Source organism: Pseudomonas sp. DF11, from assembly GCF_058148565.1.
Genome location: NZ_JBYVYN010000002.1, coordinates 498,300 through 516,608, shown reverse-complemented (window position 1 = coordinate 516,608; position 18,309 = coordinate 498,300). Strand labels below are relative to the sequence as shown.

Here is an 18,309-nt window from a genome sequence, read left to right as displayed (position 1 = left end):
GTTAGCCGCAATAAAAATGCCCCGCCAAGTGCGGGGCATTTTTATTGCGGTGAGACAGGTCACAGATGATCAACTGTGGGAGCGAGCCTGCTCGCGATAGCGGCGTATCAGCCAAAGAAAATGCCGCTGGCCTGACGCCATCGCGAGCAGGCTCGCTCCCACAGGGTTGGTGAGTTCATCCGCAACCCGGGTTTACTGGATGTCCTCGGGCTTGACGATCACCCAGTTCTTGTCCGCCGTCACCGGTAGCCCTTCCTTGGCCTGGGCGGCGGCGTGCTTGGCCATCATGCCGTTAATCTGGGTCATGTATTTGTCCTTGCGGTTGACCCACAGGTGAATGCCGCCCTTGGCCACGTCCACATCGTGGAACAGCATGTAGCCGTCGCTGCTCGGCGTGTCACCCGCCACCAGCACCGGTTTTTTCCATTCGTCGATGTACGTCAGGATCGCCGCGTGCTTGCCAGCCATCCAGGTCGCCGGGGTCCACAGATAAGGCGTGTATTCCAGGCCGAGGTTGGCCTTCTCGTCATACTTGCCAGCGGTGATCTGCTTGCGCGCGGTGGTCAGTTCGCCGGTCTTGCGATCCTTGAGCAGCGTGGTCACGCCGATCACGTTCTGCGGCTTGAGGTTGTAGCCGTATTTCGGATCGGAGGCGACCATGCGCACCAGTTCCTCGGAAGCGGCGGTCATGACATAGACCTCGATACCGTTTTCCATCAGTTTGTTGTACAGCTCGGCCTGGCCGGTGAAGATCTTGGGCGGGTTGACGTTGTACTGGACCACCTTATCGCCATCGTAATACGTGGTCGGCACCGGCTTGCCGGACGCCATCAGCTCATCGACGTACCCCTTGAGCTCCTTGAGGGTAAAGCCGGAAAACACCTGGGCCACCCACGGATAGCAGACCATGTCGTCCACTTCGCACAGGCGGTAGTAATAGCTGAACAGGCTTTCCTTGTGGTCGGCCGTGTCTTTGAACGGCATCAGTTTCAAGGACGGGTCCAGGCTTTCACGGGTGATGAGGCCTTTGTTCTCCATGAACGGCAGCAACGATTCTTCAAGGTCGTAGCGGTAACTGGTGTTGTCCATGTCGAACACCGCGTAGTTACCCTTGTTGGCGTTGGCTGCGATCATCGCATCCAACGCCTTGGCCTGCTCGGCCGGCCAGTGCTTGAGTTCGGTGGCAAGTACTTGGCTGGCCAGGCCCAGACTCAAGGCGACAGCAAGAAAACGAGGTACGAATTTCATCGGCATTCCTCCCAGGTTGAAAGAACCCGACGCTAACAAATGCGTGTGACAGTCCTCGCCTGTGGGCGACCGCTTACATCTTGATAGCGCCAGCGACATACCCGTAAACGTCGCCGCCTTATTCCATAAACGACAATCCACATGCGTTTTTAGTATTAATTCATTAGTTATCAGGCTGTTAGGCTTCCCGGCTCACAGTCGCGGCTTCGGGCGACTGGCACGTCTTTTCGGAGTCTCTTTTGATGAATCTGCCGCTGATCCTCAATCTGCTGGTATTCCTCGCCTTGCTGTTCGGCCTGGCGCAAACCCGTCATCGCACCTGGAGCCTGGCCAGGAAGGTGTTGCTGGCACTGGTGCTGGGCGTGGTGTTCGGTATTGCCCTGCACACGATCTACGGCGCCGGCAACCCGGTGCTCAAGGCCTCGATCGGTTGGTTCGACCTAGTGGGCAACGGCTACGTGCAGTTGCTGCAAATGATCGTCATCCCGCTGGTCTTCGCCTCGATCCTCAGCGCCGTGGCCCGACTGCATAACGCTTCGTCCCTGGGCAAGATCAGCTTCCTGACCATCGGCACGCTGTTGTTCACCACCGCTATCGCCGCGCTGATCGGCATCGGCCTGACCAACCTGTTCGGCCTCACCGCCGAAGGCCTGGTGGCCGGTACCCAGGAACTGGCGCGCCTGCAGGTGATCCAGAGCGACTATGCCGGCAAGGTCGCCGACCTGAATATCCCGCAATTGCTGCTGTCGTTCATTCCGCAGAACCCCTTTGCCGACCTGGCCCGGGCCAAGCCGACCTCGATCATCAGCGTGGTGATTTTCGCGGCGTTCCTCGGTGTGGCGGCGTTGCAGTTGCTCAAGGATGACGTGGAAAAAGGCCAGAAAGTGATCAACGCCATCGACACCCTGCAAAGCTGGGTGACGCGCCTGGTGCGTCTGGTGATGAAGCTGACCCCGTACGGCGTGCTGGCCCTGATGACCAAGGTCGTGGCTGGCTCCAACTTGCAGGACATCATCAAGCTCGGCAGCTTCGTGGTGGTGTCGTACCTGGGGCTGGGCCTGATGTTCGTGGTCCATGGCCTGCTGGTGTCCGCCGCCGGGATCAACCCGCTGCGTTTTTTCCGCAAGATCTGGCCGGTGCTGACCTTCGCCTTCACCAGCCGCTCCAGCGCCGCGACCATCCCGTTGAGCATCGAAGCCCAGACCAGCCGCCTCGGCATCCCGCGGGCGATTGCCAGCTTCAGCGCCTCGTTCGGCGCCACCATCGGCCAGAATGGTTGTGCCGGTCTTTATCCAGCCATGCTGGCGGTGATGGTCGCGCCGACCGTGGGCATCAACCCGCTGGATCCGCTATGGATCGCGACGCTGGTGGCAATCGTGACGTTGAGTTCGGCCGGGGTGGCCGGAGTCGGTGGCGGCGCTACGTTTGCCGCGTTGATCGTGCTGCCGGCCATGGGCTTGCCGGTTTCGCTGGTGGCTTTGCTGATCTCCGTCGAGCCGCTGATCGACATGGGCCGCACGGCGTTGAACGTCAGCGGCTCGATCACCGCCGGGGCGATCACCAGCCAGGTGATGCAGCAGACCGACAAGGCGCTGCTGGATGCCGACGAGCATGGGGAGTTGGTGCACGCTTGATTGCCTGATACCTGTGGGAGCAAAGCCTTGCTCCCACAGGTATAGTTCCCACAGGACTTACAGCTTTTCCCACACCTCAAAGCTGTAGGCCGGCTTGTCCCCTTCAGCCGGGTTCGGCTGGTTCGACACCAGCTTCCACTGGCTCGAATCAAATTGCGGAAACCATGCATCCCCTTCCGGGCTCAGCGCCACGCGGGTCAGGTACAGCCGATCCGCCTGCTCCAGGGCCTGGGCGTACAGCTGGGCACCGCCGATCAACATCAGCTCGTCGACGCCCTGCTCCAGCGCCCACGCCTCGGCGCGCGCCACTGCTGCCTCCAAGGTGGAAAACACTTCGGCGCCCTCCAGCACCAAATCCGGCTGACGGCTGACCACGATGTTCAAGCGCCCCGGCAGCGGTCGACCGAGGGAATCCCAGGTCTTGCGCCCCATGATGATCGGTTTGCCCAGGGTGGTGGCCTTGAAGTATTTGAAATCCCCTGGCAGGTGCCAGGGCATGCTGTTGTCGACGCCGATCACACGGTTTTCACCGAGAGCTGCGATCAGGCTTAAGGGGAGAGTTTTGTTCATGGCCGCGAGGATACCAGAGGCTCGGCGTACCCCGACAGGCATCACAGCGGTTATGCTCAACCCTCATTCGAGCAACGGAAGCGCCCGTGACAGCACTGCAGAACCTCTGGTTGACCGAGACAATACGCCTGCGTGAAGAGCACGCCGGCCCGCTCGAGGACCAGGAAGCCAATCGCCTGGCCCGCGCATCAGGCGGCGATCTATCCACTCGCATCCGCCACCGCGCCCGCTGGCTGGCCGAACGCGATGGCCTCACCGAGGCCCTGCGCCATTGGCTGCAAGGGGCACGCCTGGCGCTGATCGCATTGGCGCTGCTCGCCATCATCAGCGGCGCCGGCCTTGGGTTTGCCGCACTCGGCGACGGGCAAACCCCGGTCAACGTGTTCTGGGCCCTGGGCAGCCTTTTGGGGCTGAACCTGATTCTGCTCATGTCTTGGGCCCTGGGCCTGATCTTCGCCGGTGAGCAAGGTGCCGCACTGGGGCGCCTGTGGCTGTGGCTCAGCGAAAAACTCGCCCGCGATGCCAAGGCCGCCCAACTGGCGCCGGCCCTGCTGCTGTTGCTGCAACGGCACAAGCTCAATCGCTGGGCCCTCGGCGTGTTGGTCAATAGCCTGTGGCTGCTGGCGATGCTCAGCGCGCTGGTCATTGTGTTGCTGCTGATGGCGACCCGGCGCTATGGCTTCGTCTGGGAAACCACGATTCTCGGCGGCGAAACCTTCGTCGCCATGACTCAAGCCCTCGGCGCACTGCCCGCCCTGCTGGGCTTCAGCGTGCCAACGGTGGAAATGATCCGCGCCAGTGGCGACACCGCGCTGAACATCGAGAGCGCCCGCCAGGCCTGGGCCGCCTGGCTGGTCGGCGTGCTGTTAGTCTATGGTCTGCTGCCGCGCCTGGGCCTGGCCTTGCTGTGCCTGTGGCGCTGGCGGCGCGGGCGCGCCACGTTGCGCCTGGATTTGAACCTGCCGGGCTACGCCCAATTGCGTGAACGGCTGATGCCCAGTAGCGAACGCCTGGGCGTCAACGACGCCGCACCCGCGCAGTTGCACCCCATCGAAAGTGCCGTCGGTGCGATGGACAGCGACGGCGCGCTGCTGGTGGCGATCGAACTGGACGATCGACCCTGGCCGCCCAAACTGCCCGAAACCGTGAAAAACGCCGGCATCCTCGACAGCCGCGAGTCACGCCACAAACTCCTCGAACAACTGTCGCGCTTTCCGCCGGCACGCCTGGTCATTGCCTGTGACCCACGCCGTTCACCGGATCGCGGCAGCCTGGCGCTGATCGCCGAGCTGGCCCGCAGCGCCAGCGCCACCCGCGTCTGGCTGTTGCAGGCGCCACCCGGCGAAGCGCTGGACGCCGAGCGCCTGGGCGACTGGCACAACGCGCTGCAACAGCTGCAACTGCCCTTCGCCGACTGCATGCCCTTGAACTGGCTGGAGACCGGCCATGACTGAGCCCATGAAGCCGCTGAAGCTGGCCGTGGTCGGCCACACCAATGTGGGCAAGACTTCGCTGCTGCGTACCTTGACCCGCGACGTCGGCTTCGGCGAGGTGTCTCATCGCCCGAGCACCACCCGGCATGTCGAGGGAGCGCGTTTGTCGGTGGACGGCGAAGCGCTGCTGGAGCTGTACGACACACCGGGCCTGGAGGACGCCATCGCCCTGCTCGATTACCTCGAACGCCTGGAACGCCCGGGTGAACGCCTGGACGGCCCGGCGCGCCTGGCCCGTTTCCTCGAGGGCAGCGAGGCTCGGCAGCGCTTCGAACAGGAAGCCAAGGTACTGCGGCAACTGCTCGCCAGCGACGCCGGACTGTATGTGATCGATGCCCGGGAACCGGTGCTGGCCAAGTACCGCGATGAATTGGAAGTCCTCGCCAGTTGTGGCAAGCCGCTACTGCCGGTGTTGAATTTCGTCAGCAGCGCCAGTCACCGTGAGCCCGATTGGCGCGAAGCCCTGGCGCGCCTGGGGTTGCACGCCCTGGTTCGGTTCGACAGCGTCGCCCCGCCCGAGGACGGCGAGCGACGTCTGTATGAAAGCCTCGCACTGTTACTGGAAAGTGCCCGTGGGCAATTGGAACGCCTGGTCACTGACCAACAGGCCCAACGCCTGGCCCGTCAACAGAGTGCGGGACGCTTGATCGCCGAACTGCTGATCGACTGCGCCGCCTGCCGCCGCAGCGTAGCCAGCGACGCCGAGCAGGAACGCGAAGCCATCAGTGAACTGCGCAACGCGGTGCGCCAGCGCGAGCAGCGTTGCGTCGAAGCCCTGCTCAAGCTCTACGCTTTCCGGCCCCAGGACGCCGCCGCCAGCGACCTGCCGCTGCTCGACGGGCGCTGGGGCGACGACCTGTTCAACCCCGAGACTCTCAAGCAACTGGGCGTGCGGGTCGGCGGCGGGATCGCGGCGGGCGCGGCGGCCGGGGCCGGCGTCGACTTGCTGGTGGGCGGCCTGACCCTTGGCGCCGCCGCCCTGGCCGGGGCCATTGTCGGCGGCACCCTGCAGACCGCCCGCAGCTATGGCAACCGGTTGATGGGCAAGCTCAAGGGGCAACGGGAATTGACAGTGGACGACAGCGTACTGCGCCTGTTGGCCCTGCGCCAACGCCAACTGCTGCAAGCTCTCAACCAGCGCGGCCACGCGGCGATGGACAGCATCCGCATCGCCACGCCCCAGGACAAGACCTGGCGCGAAGGCAAGCTGCCCGAAGCCCTGAACAAGGCCCGGGCGCATCCGCAATGGTCTTCCCTGAACCCCCAGGCGCGGTTGAGTCAGGCAGAGCGACAGGAGCAGATTGAGCAGTTGGCGCAGCGGCTCTAGATCACACAAATCCTGCTTGGGAACATGGTGCCCCCTGTGGCGAGAGGATTTATCCCCGCTGGGGTGCGAAGCGCCCCCAAATGGTTGGCCACGATTAACCTGACACACCGAGGTGACAGGTTTTGGGGCTGCTACGCAGCCCGGCGGGGATAAATCCCCTCGCCACAAAAGCGATCGGCACCTGAGCAGTTATTCGTTACTCAAGGCGTTGAGGGCCGCTGCCGCGTCAGCCAATTCCAACTCATTGAACACCCGCACCCCATGGCGCTTGAGCAACGCCGCCGTCACGCCTTCACCACTGACCTTCACACCGCTGAACGTCCCGTCGTAAGTCAGCAGGTTGCCGCACGACGGGCTGTTGGCCTTGAGCACGGCGATCTGGATGCCATGGGCACACACCAACTCCAGCGCTTGATTCGCACCGGACAGGAACTGCGCACTCACATCTTCGCCCTCGGTGGTAATCACCGCCGCCTGGCTGTCGAGCACTCGACCGCCCTGCCCGCCAGGAATCTCCGCCGCCGCCCGAGGCGTAGGCAAGCCGCCGGCGACTTCCGGGCACAACGGCACGACCCGCCCCTCGTCGAGCCACTGCTGGAGTTGATCGAACGGCCCACTGGCACCACCGTCGTAGCGCACGCGATGCCCGAGCAGGCAGCGACTGACCAGGATCTTTTCCATCGTCAGAACAACTCGTTGCCGCGACGGCGGAACCAACCGGTCAAGGACAGGCGATCGCGCGTGGCGGGCAGGACTTCATGGGGGATGTCCCCCGACAGGAACACCACCAGGCAACCGCCGATGGGCACCACATCGTGCTCCACGCCATCGTCCAGGTACATGCGCAACTGGCCGCCGTGTTCCGGCAGCCAATCGTCGTTGAGGTAGAGCACCGCCGACACCGTGCGCCGGTCGTCATCGCGAAAGCGGTCGACGTGCTTGAGGTAGAACGCGCCCGGTGGGTAGAGGGCGAAGTGGCTTTCAAAATCCTCCAGGCCCAGGAACAGCCCCCGATTCATCGCCTCGCGCAGGCTGTCCATCAGCATCAGGTATTGGTCGCAGGCTTGCGCCTGGCCAGGTTCGATCCACTGGATGCGATCACCCCGGATGCCTTCGCGGATCTCCGAGAACGGCCCGCGCCCGACCGCTGCCGGAGCCAATTCGCCCTCGGCGGCACGCTGGCGGCATTCGGCCGCCAGGGCACGGGTCAGCGCCTGGGGCAGGAAGAGGTCCTGCTGCGACCAGCCGCGCTCGGCCAGGTCGTCGACGATACGTAACAGCAGCGGGTGATCAGAAGGTATTTGCATGGCGCGCATAGTATGCCTGTGCCTGCAAAACCGACAGCGACGCTCGGCAGGTTTTTTGCCGCCAGTTAGCACCGCCGTACGAACTTGATACGAATTCTCGACAAGACCCCACACCCCACGGAGAATAGTCGGCTGCTGACAGGAGTCCCTATGCGCCGTTTGCTTTTCTCACTGTTGATGTTCTGCGTTTTGCCCGCCTGGGCAGACAGCTACGACCAGTTGTACAAGGTCGCCGGCTGGCCGGAACAGCGGGCGCATTTCAATGATGCCTTGAGCGCCGCCCAGCAGCGCTACCAGAGCAGCCTGCCGCCGGCGGTGTTCCAGGCGCTGGTGAACAACAGCAATCAACGTTTCGCCCCCCAGGCCATGGACCAGCGGGCCGAGGCGCAAATGCGCAAGAATCTTCGCGACCCTCAAGCGGCCCTGAACTTTTTCCAGTCCCCTTTGGGCCGCAAGGTCGTGGCGGCCGAGTTGCTGGCGACCCGACGCGATCAATTGGCGAAAAACGCCAAGGGCCTGCCGAAGATGCAAGCCAGCGACAACCGCCTGTTGATCATCGGTCACCTGGCCCAGGCCCTGCCCGCTCGCGAGGCCGGCGCCGAAGTCAGCCTGGCGATCGCCGGCGTGGCGGCCGACAGCCTGAGCTCGATGATCCCGGGGCTCTTGGGCGCCGGCCAGGCCCAGGGCATGTTGAACGGCCAGCGCCAACGGCTGATGGAACAGATCGGCGCGGACCTGAACAACACGCTGCTGTACGTCTACCGTGACCTCACGGATACCGAGCTGGAAGAATTCGCCACCTTCGCCGAATCGACCGAGGGCCAGGCTTATTATCAGGCGGCTTTGGCGGCGATTCGGGCGGGGTTGGCGGTGGGGCAGAATCTCGGGCAGTAGCTCTTCTGTGCCGCTGACACCGCTATCGCGAGCAGGCTCGCTCCCACACTGGGTCTGCGACGATCACAAAACCTGAGTTCACTCAAATACTCTGTGGGAGCGGGCTTGCTCGCGAAGGCGATTGATCAGTCAGCGCCGAACCCGACTCATCCGCTTCGTCAAAAACCCAAACATCTCCTGCCGCATCGCCAGCGCCTCATTCGCCAAGTGATGACGCCCCTCGGGCAACATCAATACCTGCGGCCGGTCGAACTTGCTGCGCAGCACTTGCAGGTTGTGCACCCAATCCACCGTCATGTCCGCCTGCCCCTGCACGATCAACGGCTGGCGCGGGCTGCTCGGGGCGGCTTCGATACGCTTGATCCATTGCCCCAACGCGCCCACCCACGCGGTGGGCAGGCGCAATGGTTGCAGTGGGTCGGCTTGCAGGAAGGGCAGGAACTGCGGGTCAGTGGAGTTCTCGCTGAAACGTCGGGCGATACCGGTCACGAACGGCTTGAGCAGGTAATAACTCAGGCGCGACCAACCCCAGGCCCGCGGTCGCACCAAGGGTGACAGCAGGATGACCTGGCCCTGGGCCGGGCTCTGCGCGCCCTGGTTGAGCACATGATCGACAACGATGGCCCCGCCGGTACTTTGCCCGCACAGGTGCCAGGGTTGCGGCAGGTCCAGCGTCGCGGCCTCGGCCAACAAGCCCTGCAAGGTGGCCTGGTACTCGGCGAAATCCTCGATGCTGGCGCGTTCGCCACTGGACAGGCCGTGGCCCGGCAGGTCGCAGGCGATCACCGCGAATTTCTGTTCCAGGGCCCATTCGATCAAGTGCCGGTACAGCCCCATGTGATCGTAGTAACCGTGGAACACGAACATCGTCGCCACGGCTTTTTCCGGCCACCAGACCTGGCTCACCAGTTCGTACCCTTTTATCTCGAAACGCCCCAACCCCCTGCGCAACGTACGCTGGGGGAAGTCCAGCCCATAGAACCGCTGATAAGCCTGCGCTTGTTCCGACAGGGGTTGCCACTGCGCCAAGGGTTGCAGGCTGGTACGCAGGAGATCAGGGTCGAAAGTGGCAGGCATCAAGGTTTCCAGGCATGGGCGCATCGCGCGAAACAGACTTTACAAGCCTGCGATATTCATCTGTCGCGGCAGGCATGGCAAGCTACGCGGCTTCAGAGGATCGACTCCATGCGCCCATCCCACCGCACGACCTTGCTCGCCAGCCTGCTTGCCCTCGGATGTGCCATCGTATTGTGGGCGGCCTACGACTGGTTCCAGGGCCGTTTCCTGCGGGCCTTCAGCCAACACACCGCGGTGTTTTCCGGCGATCCTCTACGCCTGCCTGTCGATCTGGCCGGCCCTGGCGCGATACGCCTGGTGCACTTCTGGGACCCGGCATGCCCGTGCAACGTCGGCAATCAGCAACACCTGGCTGAACTGATCGATAAATACGTGCCGCAAGGCGTCGAGTTTTACGCGGTACAAAAGGCCGGCAGCCAAGGTCGCCTGCCGACCACGCTGAGCAGCCTCAAGTCCCTCACGGTACTCCCCGGCTCGAGCCAGATTCCAGCCAGCCCCGCTGTGGCGATCTGGGATCGCAGCGGCAAACTGGCGTATTTCGGCCCCTACAGCGAAGGCCTGACATGTAACTCGAGCAATAGCTTCATCGAGCCGATCCTCGAGGCATTGAGCGTCGGCCGGACGGTCGATGCCACTCACACACTGGCGGTGGGGTGTTATTGCCCGTGGAGCCAGGACACATCAGCCAAAGAATAGCCAGTCGGGGGAAATCCCTCCGAGGAGCGATGCGTAGGGAAGCAGCAGCGTGTTAAACAGGGAATAAGCAGCGAGACCATGGGGTCGCTGTCACTCAATAAGGAATCTCCATGAAACGCACCCTCATCACCTTCCTGTCATTGGTCGTCACCGCCATCATCGTCGCGGGTGGCTACCTCTACAGCAAGCAGCCCACCCGCCAGGGCACGGTGCAATTGCAAGGACTGCATGGTTCAGTGACGGTGCGCTACGACGAACGTGGCGTGCCGCACATCCGCGCCGAGAACGAAGCCGACCTGTACCGCGCCCTCGGCTATGTCCATGCCCAGGACCGGCTGTTCCAGATGGAAATCATGCGCCGCCTCGCCCGTGGCGAGCTGGCCGAGGTGCTGGGGCCGAAGCTGCTCGACACCGACAAGTTGATGCGCAGCCTGCGCATCCGCGAGCGCGCCGCGGCCTATGTGACCGAGCAGGATCCCCAATCCCCGGCCTGGATCGCTATGCAAGCCTACCTGGACGGGATCAACGCCTATCAGGACAGTCACACCCGGCCAGTGGAATTCGATGTGCTGGGCATTCCCAAGCGCCCCTTCACCGCCGAAGACACCGTGAGCATTACCGGCTACATGGCCTACAGCTTCGCCGCCGCGTTCCGTACCGAACCACTGCTTACCTATGTGCGCGACCAACTGGGCGCCAACTACCTGAATATTTTCGACCTCGACTGGCAGCCTCAAGGCGTACTGGCCGCCAGTCGCAAAAGCGCCCTGCCACTGGCCGCCAGCGACTGGAAGGACCTCAACGCCCTGGCTCGCCTGAGCGAGCAGGCCCTGGCCGACAATGGCCTGCCGCAATTCGAGGGCAGCAACGCCTGGGCGGTCTCCGGCAACCGCACCCACAGTGGCAAACCTTTGCTGGCGGGCGACCCGCACATTCGCTTTTCCGCGCCTTCGGTGTGGTACGAGGCGCATTTGTCGGCCCCAGGCTTCGAACTCTACGGGCAGTACCAGGCGCTGTTGCCCTTTGCGACGCTGGGCATGAACAAGGATTTCGGCTGGAGCATCACCATGTTCCAGAACGACGACCTGGACCTGATCGCCGAGAGGGTCAACCCGGACAATCCCGAGCAGGTCTGGTATCGCGGCCAATGGGTCGACATGACTCGCAGCGAGCAGCAGATCGCCGTCAAGGGCCAGGCGCCGGTGACGCTGGTGCTGCGCCAGTCGCCCCACGGCCCGATCGTCAACGATGTCCTCGGTGCGAACGCCGGCAAGACCCCGATCGCCATGTGGTGGGGGTTCCTGGAAAGCCGCAACCCGATCCTCGAAGCCTTTTATCAGCTCAACCGCGCCGATACCCTGGCCAAGGCCCGTGGCGCTTCGGCCAAGATCCACGCCCCGGGGTTGAACGTGGTATGGGCCAACGCCAAGGGGGACATCGGTTGGTGGGCCGCCGCGCAACTGCCCAAGCGGCCGGTCGGCGTGAAGCCCGGCTTCATCCTCGATGGCAGCAGCCCGGAGGCGGAAAAGGAAGGTTTTTATCCATTCAGCAGCAACCCGCAGGAAGAGAACCCGGCGCGGGGCTACATCATCTCGGCCAATTTCCAGCCGGTGCCGGCCAGTGGCATCGAGATCCCGGGTTACTACAACCTCCCCGACCGTGGCCAGCAGCTCAACCGTCAGCTCAGCGACAAGCAGGCAAAGTGGGATATCGAGACCACCCGGAAACTGCAACTGGGCACCACCACCGCCTATGGCCCGCGCCTGCTCGCACCTTTGCTGCCGGTGCTGCGTGAAGTGGTCAGCGATCCGCAGGAACGCAAATGGGTGGAGCAATTGGCTCAATGGCAAGGCGACTACCCGCTGGATTCCATCAGCGCCACGCTGTTCAACCAGTTCTTGTTCAACCTGGCCGATGCAGCCCTGCGCGATGAACTGGGCGACGGCTTCTTCGACACCGCGCTGTCGACCCGGGTGATCGACGCGGCCCTTCCACGCCTGGCGGCAACGGCAGACTCACCGTGGTGGGACGACCGCTCGACGCTGGGAACGGAAACCCGTGCCGACACCGTGAAAAAAGCCTGGGACAAAAGCCTGGCGCACCTGAAGACCACCCTCGGCGACGATGCCACGCAATGGCAATGGGGCAAGGCCCACACCCTGACCCACGGTCATCCGCTGGGGACACAAAAGCCGCTGGACCGGATCTTCAACGTCGGCCCGTTCGCTGCACCGGGCACCCACGAAGTGCCCAACAACCTCTCGGCCAAAATCGGTCCGGCGCCCTGGCCGGTGACCTATGGTCCTTCGACCCGGCGCATCATCGACTTCGCCGACCCGGCCCACAGCCTCACCATCAATCCTGTCGGCCAGAGCGGTGTGCCGTTCGACAAGCATTACGAGGACCAGGCCGAAGCCTACATCGAGGGGGTGTATCACCAGGCGCACCTGGCCGAGGAAGAAGTGGTGGCCAATACCCGCGCGACCCTGAAACTGTTGCCGGCCAGGGCCGCGCCCTGAATCTGACGGGCGTATTTTTCAGCACCAACAGGCTAGATCGTCATTGATGGTCAAGACTACAGGGGTTCAACACCCCGTCCCCCTTCATAGGAGTCAACGCAATGTTCAACAACTGGTCCGAGCTGCTGCCCACCATCAAAAGTGCTTTTGGCGCCCTGGGCAAGAGCAATCCGAAAATGGTCAAGGCCTACATGGCCCTGGATGAAGCCGCGGCTGAAAACAACGTGCTCGATGCCAAGACCCGTGAGCTGATCTCCATCGCCGTGGCGATCACCACCCGCTGTGACGGTTGCATCGGCGTACACACCGACGCCGCCATCAAGGCCGGCGCCACCCGCGAGGAAATCGCCGCCACCCTGGCCACAGCGGTGTCACTGAATGCCGGCGCGGCGTACATCTACTCCCTGCGCGCGCTGGAGGCCCATGACGCGTTGAAGAAGTGAGAGGCTGACACTTACGCCAGCGCGCCGAAATTCAGCCTGAATTGCTGCGGCGTTACGCCCAGCCTGCGATTGAATACGCTGCGCATGTGCTGGGCATCGCGAAAGCCGCATTGCCAGGCCACGGTCTTGAGTGGGGCGCGGGTGCTTTCCAGCATAACCCGCGCCGCATCCACCCGAGCCTGCTCGACGAACTCCGCTGGCGTGACCTTCGCCTCCCGGGTGAACACCCGGGAGAAGTTACGCTGGCTCATGTTCGCGGCATTCGCCAGGTCGGCGATGGTCAGATCACCGTTCAGGTGCGCCAGGACATAGGTCTGGACCTGGGCCACGGCGGACGTCGGCTCCGCGTGGGGTGCGAGAAAAGGGCTGAATTGCGACTGCCCGCCCGCGCGCTGGGTAAACACCACCAGCCGCTTGGCGACACTCAGCGCCACGTCCGGGCCATGGTCCTGGGCCAGCAGGAACAACGACAGGTCGATCCCCGCGCTGACCCCGGCGGAGGTGTAGAGCTGACGATCCTGCACGTACAAACGGTCCGCTTCGACCCGGGTCAAGGGATACAGCTGCGCCAGCGCCGCGGCGTCCCCCCAATGAGTGGTGACGGTCCGCCCCTCCAGCAATCCAGCCCGGGCCAGCATGAAAGCGCCATTGCAGATCGAGCCAAAGCGCCGTGCTCGTGCGCAAGCATCCCGCAACCAGGCATCGAATTCTGCGCCAAGGTGTATGAACGGCAACTGCGGCCCGCCCGCCACCAATAGCAGGTCGTAAGCCTGCCGAGCCTCGCTGAAATGCCGGTGGGCATTCAGGGACAAACCGTTGGAACAGGACATCGCGCCTCGCTCGGCGCCGATCACTTCAAGCCGATAGTGATCCTCGGCGACCAGGAACCGATTGGCTTCGCTGAACACGTCCATGGGCCCGGTAACGTCCAGCGACTGGACGCCTGGGAATACCACGACGGCGACGACTTTCTGCATGGTGCTCGCTTGCCTTCGAGTGGAACGACCCCAGCACCCTAGCCAATTCGCGCCCCGGAAGCCATCTGGCACGAAACCCAGGCTTATTGGCAGGGATCGCAGCCATGGGAACATTGTTCGGCTACCTTGCGGCGAACAGACTGAAACCCTCGGCGCCGCACTGGCCCATCGTCAAGAGGAGAACAGTATGAACAGCATCGCCGGCATCAAGATTCCCGACAGCGCCCTCGCCCGCGCCACCACCGAATACATTCGCGATATCGAGTCCGACTTGCTGTACCACCATTCTCGCCGGGTATTTCTGTTCGGCGCCCTGAGTGGGCAGCGTCGGCAGTTGGCCTATAACCCGGAGTTGTTGTATGTCGGTGCGATGTTCCACGATCTGGGTCTGGTGGAGGGTTATCGCAGCGACAACGAGCGCTTCGAAGTGGACGGTGCGAACACGGCCGCAGCGTTTCTCAAGCCTTACGGGTTGAGCGATGACGACATTGAGCAGGTGTGGCTGTCGATTGCCCTGCACACTACGCCGGGCGTGCCCAAACATCTGCGTCCCACGGTGGCGCTGGTGACCGCTGGCGTGGAAATGGACGTGCTGGGCATGGACTACGCCGCGTTTCCCGCCGCACAGCGCGACGCCGTGGTGCATGCTCATCCGCGCGGGGAAGGGTTCAAGGAATGCATCATCTGCGCCTTCGCCGACGGTTTGCGGCATCGTCCGCAGACCACCTTCGGCAACGTGAAGACCGACGTGCTAGTTGATCAGGAACCCGGGTTCAAACCGATGAACTTCGTGGAGGTAATCCGCACTTCGCCTTGGCACTCGTAGCCAGCACGCCTCACCGCTATCGCGAGCAGGCTCGCTCCCACAAGGAGTCTGCGGTGGTTCGCGAATTTTTGAGCAACAAAAAACTGTACGAGCTTGCTCGCGATGACGGGCTGACCTTCAACCTCTTCGTCCACTGTCACACCGCTATCGCGAGCAGGCTCGCTCCCACAAGGGGATCTGCGTTCGGCCGCGGATTTGTAGGCGAACAAAAACTGTGGGAGCGGGCTTGCTCGCGAAAGCGGTGTATCAGCCAACATGAAAGTTGGATGTACCTCCGTCTTCGCGAGCAAGCCCGCCCCCACATTTGACGCCAGTGTCGGGTCAGACCGGTGCGGTCTCGGCCCGGCGTACTTCCGGTTGTTTCCAGGAGTCGGCGGCGCTTTCTTCGATGGCTTGCTGGATCGCCCGCTTGCGGCTTTCTTCGGCGCGACGGCTGAAGTACCAGACCAGGAAGGTCACCAGCGACACCGCCAACAGGATCAGGCTCGCCACGGCGTTGATCTCCGGTTTCACCCCCAGGCGCACCGCCGAGAACACTTCCATCGGCAAGGTCGTCGAGCCAGGGCCGGAAACGAAGCTCGCCAGCACCAGGTCGTCCAAGGACAACGCGAAGGACATCATGCCCCCCGCCGCCAGTGACGGCGCGATCATCGGGATGGTGATCAAAAAGAACACCTTCCATGGCCGCGCACCGAGGTCCATGGCCGCCTCTTCAATGGACAGGTCCAACTCACGCAAGCGCGCCGAAACCACCACCGCCACATAGGCCGCGCAGAACGTGGTGTGGGCGATCCAGATCGTGACAATGCCACGCTCCTGGGGCCAGCCGATCATCTGCGCCATGGCCACGAACAGCAGCAACAGCGACAGACCGGTGATCACTTCCGGCATCACCAACGGCGCGGTGACCAGGCCACCGAACAGCGTACGGCCCTTGAAGTGAGTGATGCGGGTCAGCACGAAAGCCGCCAGCGTACCCAGGGCCACTGCGGCAATCGCCGTGTAGCAGGCGATTTCCAGCGAACGCACCACCGAGCCCATCAACTGAGTGTTGTCCAACAGGCCGACGTACCACTTGATCGACCAACCGCCCCATACCGTCACCAGTTTCGAGGCGTTGAACGAGAAGATCACCAGGATCAGCATCGGTGCGTAGATGAACAGCAAACCCAGCACCAGCATCAGGCTTGAAAAACTGAAGCGCTTCATTCCTTGCCCTCCATTTCTTTGGCCTGACTGCGGTTGAACAGGATGATGGGCACGATCAGGATCGCCAGCATCACCACCGCCAGGGCGGATGCCACCGGCCAGTCGCGGTTATTGAAGAATTCCTGCCACAACACTTTACCGATCATCAGGGTTTCCGGGCCGCCCAGCAGTTCCGGGATCACGAACTCGCCCACCACGGGGATGAACACCAGCATGCAGCCGGCGACGATGCCGTTCTTGGACAGCGGCACGGTGATTTTCCAGAAACTGTTGAAGGTACTCGAACCCAGGTCCGACGCGGCTTCCAGCAGGCTGGGGTCATGCTTCACCAGGTTGGCGTACAACGGCAGGATCATGAACGGCAGATAGGAGTAGACGACGCCGATATAGACCGCCAGGTTGGTGTTGAGGATCTGCAGCGGTTCGCTGATCCAGCCCATGCTCAGCAAGAAGCCGTTGAGCAGACCGTTGTTGCTGAGGATGCCCATCCATGCGTAGACGCGGATCAGGATCGCGGTCCAGGTCGGCATCATGATCAGCAGCACCAGCACCGTCTGCAGCTCTTTGCGGGCGTTGGCGATGCCATAGGCCATCGGGTAGCCGATCAGCAGGCACAAGACAGTGCTGATCAGGGCCATTTTCAGCGAGCCGAGGTAGGCGGCGATGTACAACTCGTCCTCGCTCAGCATCGCGTAGTTGGCAAGGTTGAGCAGCACCTGCAGCTTCTGGTCGACGTAGCTGTAGATCTCGGTGTACGGCGGAATGGCCACATCGGCTTCAGCGAAGCTGATCTTCAGGACGATGAAGAACGGCAGCATGAAGAACAGGAACAGCCAGAGGAAGGGCACCCCGATGACCAGTTGGCGGCCACCGGGCGTTATTCGGTCGAGTCGGCGTTTGAGTTTGCGCATGTTCATGAGCGAAGCACCACGCCGCTGTCGTCTTCCCACCAGACGAACACCTGGTCGCCCCAGGTCGGCCGCTGGCCACGGCGCTCGGCGTTGGCGACGAAGGACTGCACCAGCTTGCCGCTCGGCAATTCGACGTAGAACACCGAGTGACCGCCCAGGTAGGCGATGTCATGGACCTTGCCGCTGGACCAGTTGTTGTCGCAGGTCGGCTGCTCGGCGGTGACCAGCAGTTTTTCCGGGCGAATGGCGTAGGTCACGGACTTGTCCTGCACCGAGGTGCTGATGCCGTGGCCCACATAGATGTTGCGGTCCAGGTCCTTGCAGGTCAGTACCGCGTGGCCCTCGGCGTCGTCCACCACTTCGGTCTCGAAGATGTTGACGTTACCGATGAACTCGCACACCAGCCGGCTGGTCGGGGTTTCGTAGATGTCGATCGGGCTGCCGATCTGGGCGATCCAGCCCAGGTGCATGATCGCGATGCGCTCGGCCATGGTCATGGCCTCTTCCTGGTCGTGGGTCACCATGACGCAGGTCACGCCGACCCGCTCGATGATCTCGACCAGTTCAAGCTGCATTTGCGAGCGCAGCTTCTTGTCCAGGGCGCCCATCGGTTCGTCGAGCAGCAACAGCTTTGGCCGCTTCGCCAGGGAACGGGCCAGGGCCACGCGCTGGCGCTGGCCGCCGGAAAGCTGGTGCGGCTTGCGCTTGGCGTATTGGCTCATCTGCACCAGCTTGAGCATTTCGGCCACGCGGGCATCGATCTCGGCCTTGGGGATCTTGTCCTGTTGCAGGCCGAAGGCGATGTTCTGCGCCACGGTCATGTGGGGGAACAAGGCGTAGGACTGGAACATCATGTTGATCGGCCGCTCATAGGGCGGCATGTCGGTGATATCCACGCCGTCGAGGAAAATCCTTCCCTCGGTGGGCCGCTCGAAACCGGCCAGCATGCGCAGCAAGGTGGATTTGCCCGATCCCGAACCGCCGAGCAAGGCGAAGATCTCGCCTTTCTTGATTTCCAGGGACACATCGTCCACGGCAATCGTCTCGTCGAACTTCTTCGTGACCCGGTCGATTTTGACCAGCACCTGCTTGGGTGTCTGGTCGCCCTCGAGGGCTTTCTTATAGGCGCCGGAGGCAACTGCCATTTACGAAACTCCCACAGAATTTGCAGTTCGCCC

General features: G+C 62.9%; 17 protein-coding genes. 8 read left to right on the top strand and 9 right to left on the bottom strand.

The features are described 5' to 3' along the window. Positions 1–192: 192 nt before the first annotated feature. The gene (locus AC30D9_RS09005) at positions 193–1,248 is read right to left on the bottom strand and encodes an HAD family hydrolase (protein WP_134926249.1); all 1,056 of its coding nucleotides are present in this window, start codon (positions 1,246–1,248) and stop codon (positions 193–195) included. A gap of 242 nt (positions 1,249–1,490) precedes the next feature. Between AC30D9_RS09005 and AC30D9_RS09000 the strand changes: the two genes are divergently transcribed. After that, positions 1,491–2,882, top strand: a complete 1,392-nt coding sequence (locus AC30D9_RS09000; RefSeq protein WP_307572555.1) for an L-cystine transporter — start codon at positions 1,491–1,493, stop codon at positions 2,880–2,882. Positions 2,883–2,939: 57 nt separating this feature from the next. Here the strand turns inward: AC30D9_RS09000 and AC30D9_RS08995 are convergent, their stop codons facing one another. After that, positions 2,940–3,452, bottom strand: coding sequence for a dihydrofolate reductase (locus AC30D9_RS08995; RefSeq protein ID WP_307572557.1), 513 nt, complete (start codon positions 3,450–3,452; stop codon positions 2,940–2,942). Positions 3,453–3,538: 86 nt separating this feature from the next. Here AC30D9_RS08995 and AC30D9_RS08990 point away from each other — a divergent pair, with 86 nt between their 5' ends. Both AC30D9_RS08990 and AC30D9_RS08985 read left to right on the top strand, forming a co-directional pair. Then, complete coding sequence (locus tag AC30D9_RS08990) at positions 3,539–4,906, top strand: DUF2868 domain-containing protein (RefSeq protein WP_490143902.1); 1,368 nt, start codon at positions 3,539–3,541, stop codon at positions 4,904–4,906. After that, complete coding sequence (locus tag AC30D9_RS08985) at positions 4,899–6,272, top strand: GTPase/DUF3482 domain-containing protein (protein WP_307572561.1); 1,374 nt, start codon at positions 4,899–4,901, stop codon at positions 6,270–6,272. Before AC30D9_RS08990 ends, AC30D9_RS08985 begins: the two co-directional genes overlap by 8 nt. 189 nt (positions 6,273–6,461) lie before the next feature. Here AC30D9_RS08985 and AC30D9_RS08980 read toward each other — a convergent pair whose 3' ends face one another. Both AC30D9_RS08980 and AC30D9_RS08975 read right to left on the bottom strand, forming a co-directional pair. Beyond that, positions 6,462–6,953 carry a 2-thiouracil desulfurase family protein gene (locus tag AC30D9_RS08980; protein ID WP_307572563.1) on the bottom strand — a complete coding sequence of 164 codons (492 nt, stop codon included), beginning with the start codon at positions 6,951–6,953 and terminating at the stop codon, positions 6,462–6,464. A 2-nt stretch (positions 6,954–6,955) separates the two neighbouring features. Further along, positions 6,956–7,588 carry a 2OG-Fe(II) oxygenase gene (locus AC30D9_RS08975; protein ID WP_307572565.1) on the bottom strand — a complete coding sequence of 211 codons (633 nt, stop codon included), beginning with the start codon at positions 7,586–7,588 and terminating at the stop codon, positions 6,956–6,958. A gap of 141 nt (positions 7,589–7,729) precedes the next feature. Here AC30D9_RS08975 and AC30D9_RS08970 point away from each other — a divergent pair, with 141 nt between their 5' ends. Next, positions 7,730–8,473 carry a DUF2059 domain-containing protein gene (locus AC30D9_RS08970; RefSeq protein WP_109752461.1) on the top strand — a complete coding sequence of 248 codons (744 nt, stop codon included), beginning with the start codon at positions 7,730–7,732 and terminating at the stop codon, positions 8,471–8,473. Positions 8,474–8,602: 129 nt separating this feature from the next. On the opposite strand, the gene bipL is transcribed toward AC30D9_RS08970, so the two are convergent. Further along, positions 8,603–9,550 carry a phospholipase BipL gene (gene bipL, locus AC30D9_RS08965; RefSeq protein WP_490143901.1) on the bottom strand — a complete coding sequence of 316 codons (948 nt, stop codon included), beginning with the start codon at positions 9,548–9,550 and terminating at the stop codon, positions 8,603–8,605. A gap of 108 nt (positions 9,551–9,658) precedes the next feature. Between bipL and AC30D9_RS08960 the strand changes: the two genes are divergently transcribed. The 3 genes from AC30D9_RS08960 to AC30D9_RS08950 all read left to right on the top strand — a co-directional run bounded on the left by AC30D9_RS08960 (position 9,659) and on the right by AC30D9_RS08950 (position 13,208). Continuing rightward, a complete protein-coding gene (locus AC30D9_RS08960; RefSeq protein ID WP_490143900.1) occupies positions 9,659–10,246 on the top strand; it encodes a DUF6436 domain-containing protein in 588 nt (195 codons plus the stop codon). Positions 10,247–10,356: 110 nt separating this feature from the next. Next, complete coding sequence (locus AC30D9_RS08955) at positions 10,357–12,765, top strand: penicillin acylase family protein (RefSeq protein ID WP_490143899.1); 2,409 nt, start codon at positions 10,357–10,359, stop codon at positions 12,763–12,765. Positions 12,766–12,866: 101 nt separating this feature from the next. Further along, positions 12,867–13,208 carry a carboxymuconolactone decarboxylase family protein gene (locus tag AC30D9_RS08950; RefSeq protein ID WP_014340738.1) on the top strand — a complete coding sequence of 114 codons (342 nt, stop codon included), beginning with the start codon at positions 12,867–12,869 and terminating at the stop codon, positions 13,206–13,208. Between the two features lie 11 nt (positions 13,209–13,219). On the opposite strand, the gene AC30D9_RS08945 is transcribed toward AC30D9_RS08950, so the two are convergent. Beyond that, complete coding sequence (locus tag AC30D9_RS08945; protein ID WP_490143898.1) at positions 13,220–14,185, bottom strand: GlxA family transcriptional regulator; 966 nt, start codon at positions 14,183–14,185, stop codon at positions 13,220–13,222. Between the two features lie 187 nt (positions 14,186–14,372). Here AC30D9_RS08945 and AC30D9_RS08940 point away from each other — a divergent pair, with 187 nt between their 5' ends. Continuing rightward, positions 14,373–15,011: an HD domain-containing protein gene (locus AC30D9_RS08940; RefSeq protein ID WP_490143897.1), complete on the top strand. Its 639-nt coding sequence runs from the start codon at positions 14,373–14,375 to the stop codon at positions 15,009–15,011. Between the two features lie 321 nt (positions 15,012–15,332). Here the strand turns inward: AC30D9_RS08940 and AC30D9_RS08935 are convergent, their stop codons facing one another. Genes AC30D9_RS08935 through AC30D9_RS08925 form a run of 3 tightly spaced genes read right to left on the bottom strand, consistent with a single transcriptional unit; the run spans position 15,333 to position 18,276 of the window. After that, entirely contained in the window at positions 15,333–16,220 is an 888-nt protein-coding gene (locus tag AC30D9_RS08935) for an ABC transporter permease subunit (RefSeq protein ID WP_490143896.1), read from the bottom strand. Next, positions 16,217–17,137 (bottom strand): ABC transporter permease subunit, encoded by a 921-nt coding sequence (locus tag AC30D9_RS08930; protein WP_134926279.1) that lies wholly within the window; start codon positions 17,135–17,137, stop codon positions 16,217–16,219. The genes AC30D9_RS08935 and AC30D9_RS08930 overlap by 4 nt, the downstream gene beginning before the upstream one ends. After that, positions 17,134–18,276 (bottom strand): ABC transporter ATP-binding protein, encoded by a 1,143-nt coding sequence (locus AC30D9_RS08925; protein WP_134926280.1) that lies wholly within the window; start codon positions 18,274–18,276, stop codon positions 17,134–17,136. The genes AC30D9_RS08930 and AC30D9_RS08925 overlap by 4 nt, the downstream gene beginning before the upstream one ends. Between the last annotated feature and the right edge of the window lie 33 nt (positions 18,277–18,309).

Bases quoted from the DNA above. Each gene is read 5' to 3' on its own strand.
- AC30D9_RS08980 (WP_307572563.1), bottom strand. From the start codon at position 6,953: ATGGAAAAGATCCTGGTCAGTCGCTGCCTGCTCGGGCATCGCGTGCGC.
- AC30D9_RS08930 (WP_134926279.1), bottom strand. From the start codon at position 17,137: ATGAACATGCGCAAACTCAAACGCCGACTCGACCGAATAACGCCCGGT.
- AC30D9_RS08945 (WP_490143898.1), bottom strand. From the start codon at position 14,185: ATGCAGAAAGTCGTCGCCGTCGTGGTATTCCCAGGCGTCCAGTCGCTG.
- AC30D9_RS08940 (WP_490143897.1), top strand. From the start codon at position 14,373: ATGAACAGCATCGCCGGCATCAAGATTCCCGACAGCGCCCTCGCCCGC.
- AC30D9_RS09005 (WP_134926249.1), bottom strand. From the start codon at position 1,248: ATGAAATTCGTACCTCGTTTTCTTGCTGTCGCCTTGAGTCTGGGCCTG.
- AC30D9_RS08970 (WP_109752461.1), top strand. From the start codon at position 7,730: ATGCGCCGTTTGCTTTTCTCACTGTTGATGTTCTGCGTTTTGCCCGCC.
- bipL (WP_490143901.1), bottom strand. From the start codon at position 9,550: ATGCCTGCCACTTTCGACCCTGATCTCCTGCGTACCAGCCTGCAACCC.
- AC30D9_RS08925 (WP_134926280.1), bottom strand. From the start codon at position 18,276: ATGGCAGTTGCCTCCGGCGCCTATAAGAAAGCCCTCGAGGGCGACCAG.
- AC30D9_RS08985 (WP_307572561.1), top strand. From the start codon at position 4,899: ATGACTGAGCCCATGAAGCCGCTGAAGCTGGCCGTGGTCGGCCACACC.
- AC30D9_RS08935 (WP_490143896.1), bottom strand. From the start codon at position 16,220: ATGAAGCGCTTCAGTTTTTCAAGCCTGATGCTGGTGCTGGGTTTGCTG.
- AC30D9_RS08995 (WP_307572557.1), bottom strand. From the start codon at position 3,452: ATGAACAAAACTCTCCCCTTAAGCCTGATCGCAGCTCTCGGTGAAAAC.
- AC30D9_RS08950 (WP_014340738.1), top strand. From the start codon at position 12,867: ATGTTCAACAACTGGTCCGAGCTGCTGCCCACCATCAAAAGTGCTTTT.
- AC30D9_RS08955 (WP_490143899.1), top strand. From the start codon at position 10,357: ATGAAACGCACCCTCATCACCTTCCTGTCATTGGTCGTCACCGCCATC.
- AC30D9_RS08960 (WP_490143900.1), top strand. From the start codon at position 9,659: ATGCGCCCATCCCACCGCACGACCTTGCTCGCCAGCCTGCTTGCCCTC.
- AC30D9_RS09000 (WP_307572555.1), top strand. From the start codon at position 1,491: ATGAATCTGCCGCTGATCCTCAATCTGCTGGTATTCCTCGCCTTGCTG.
- AC30D9_RS08975 (WP_307572565.1), bottom strand. From the start codon at position 7,588: ATGCGCGCCATGCAAATACCTTCTGATCACCCGCTGCTGTTACGTATC.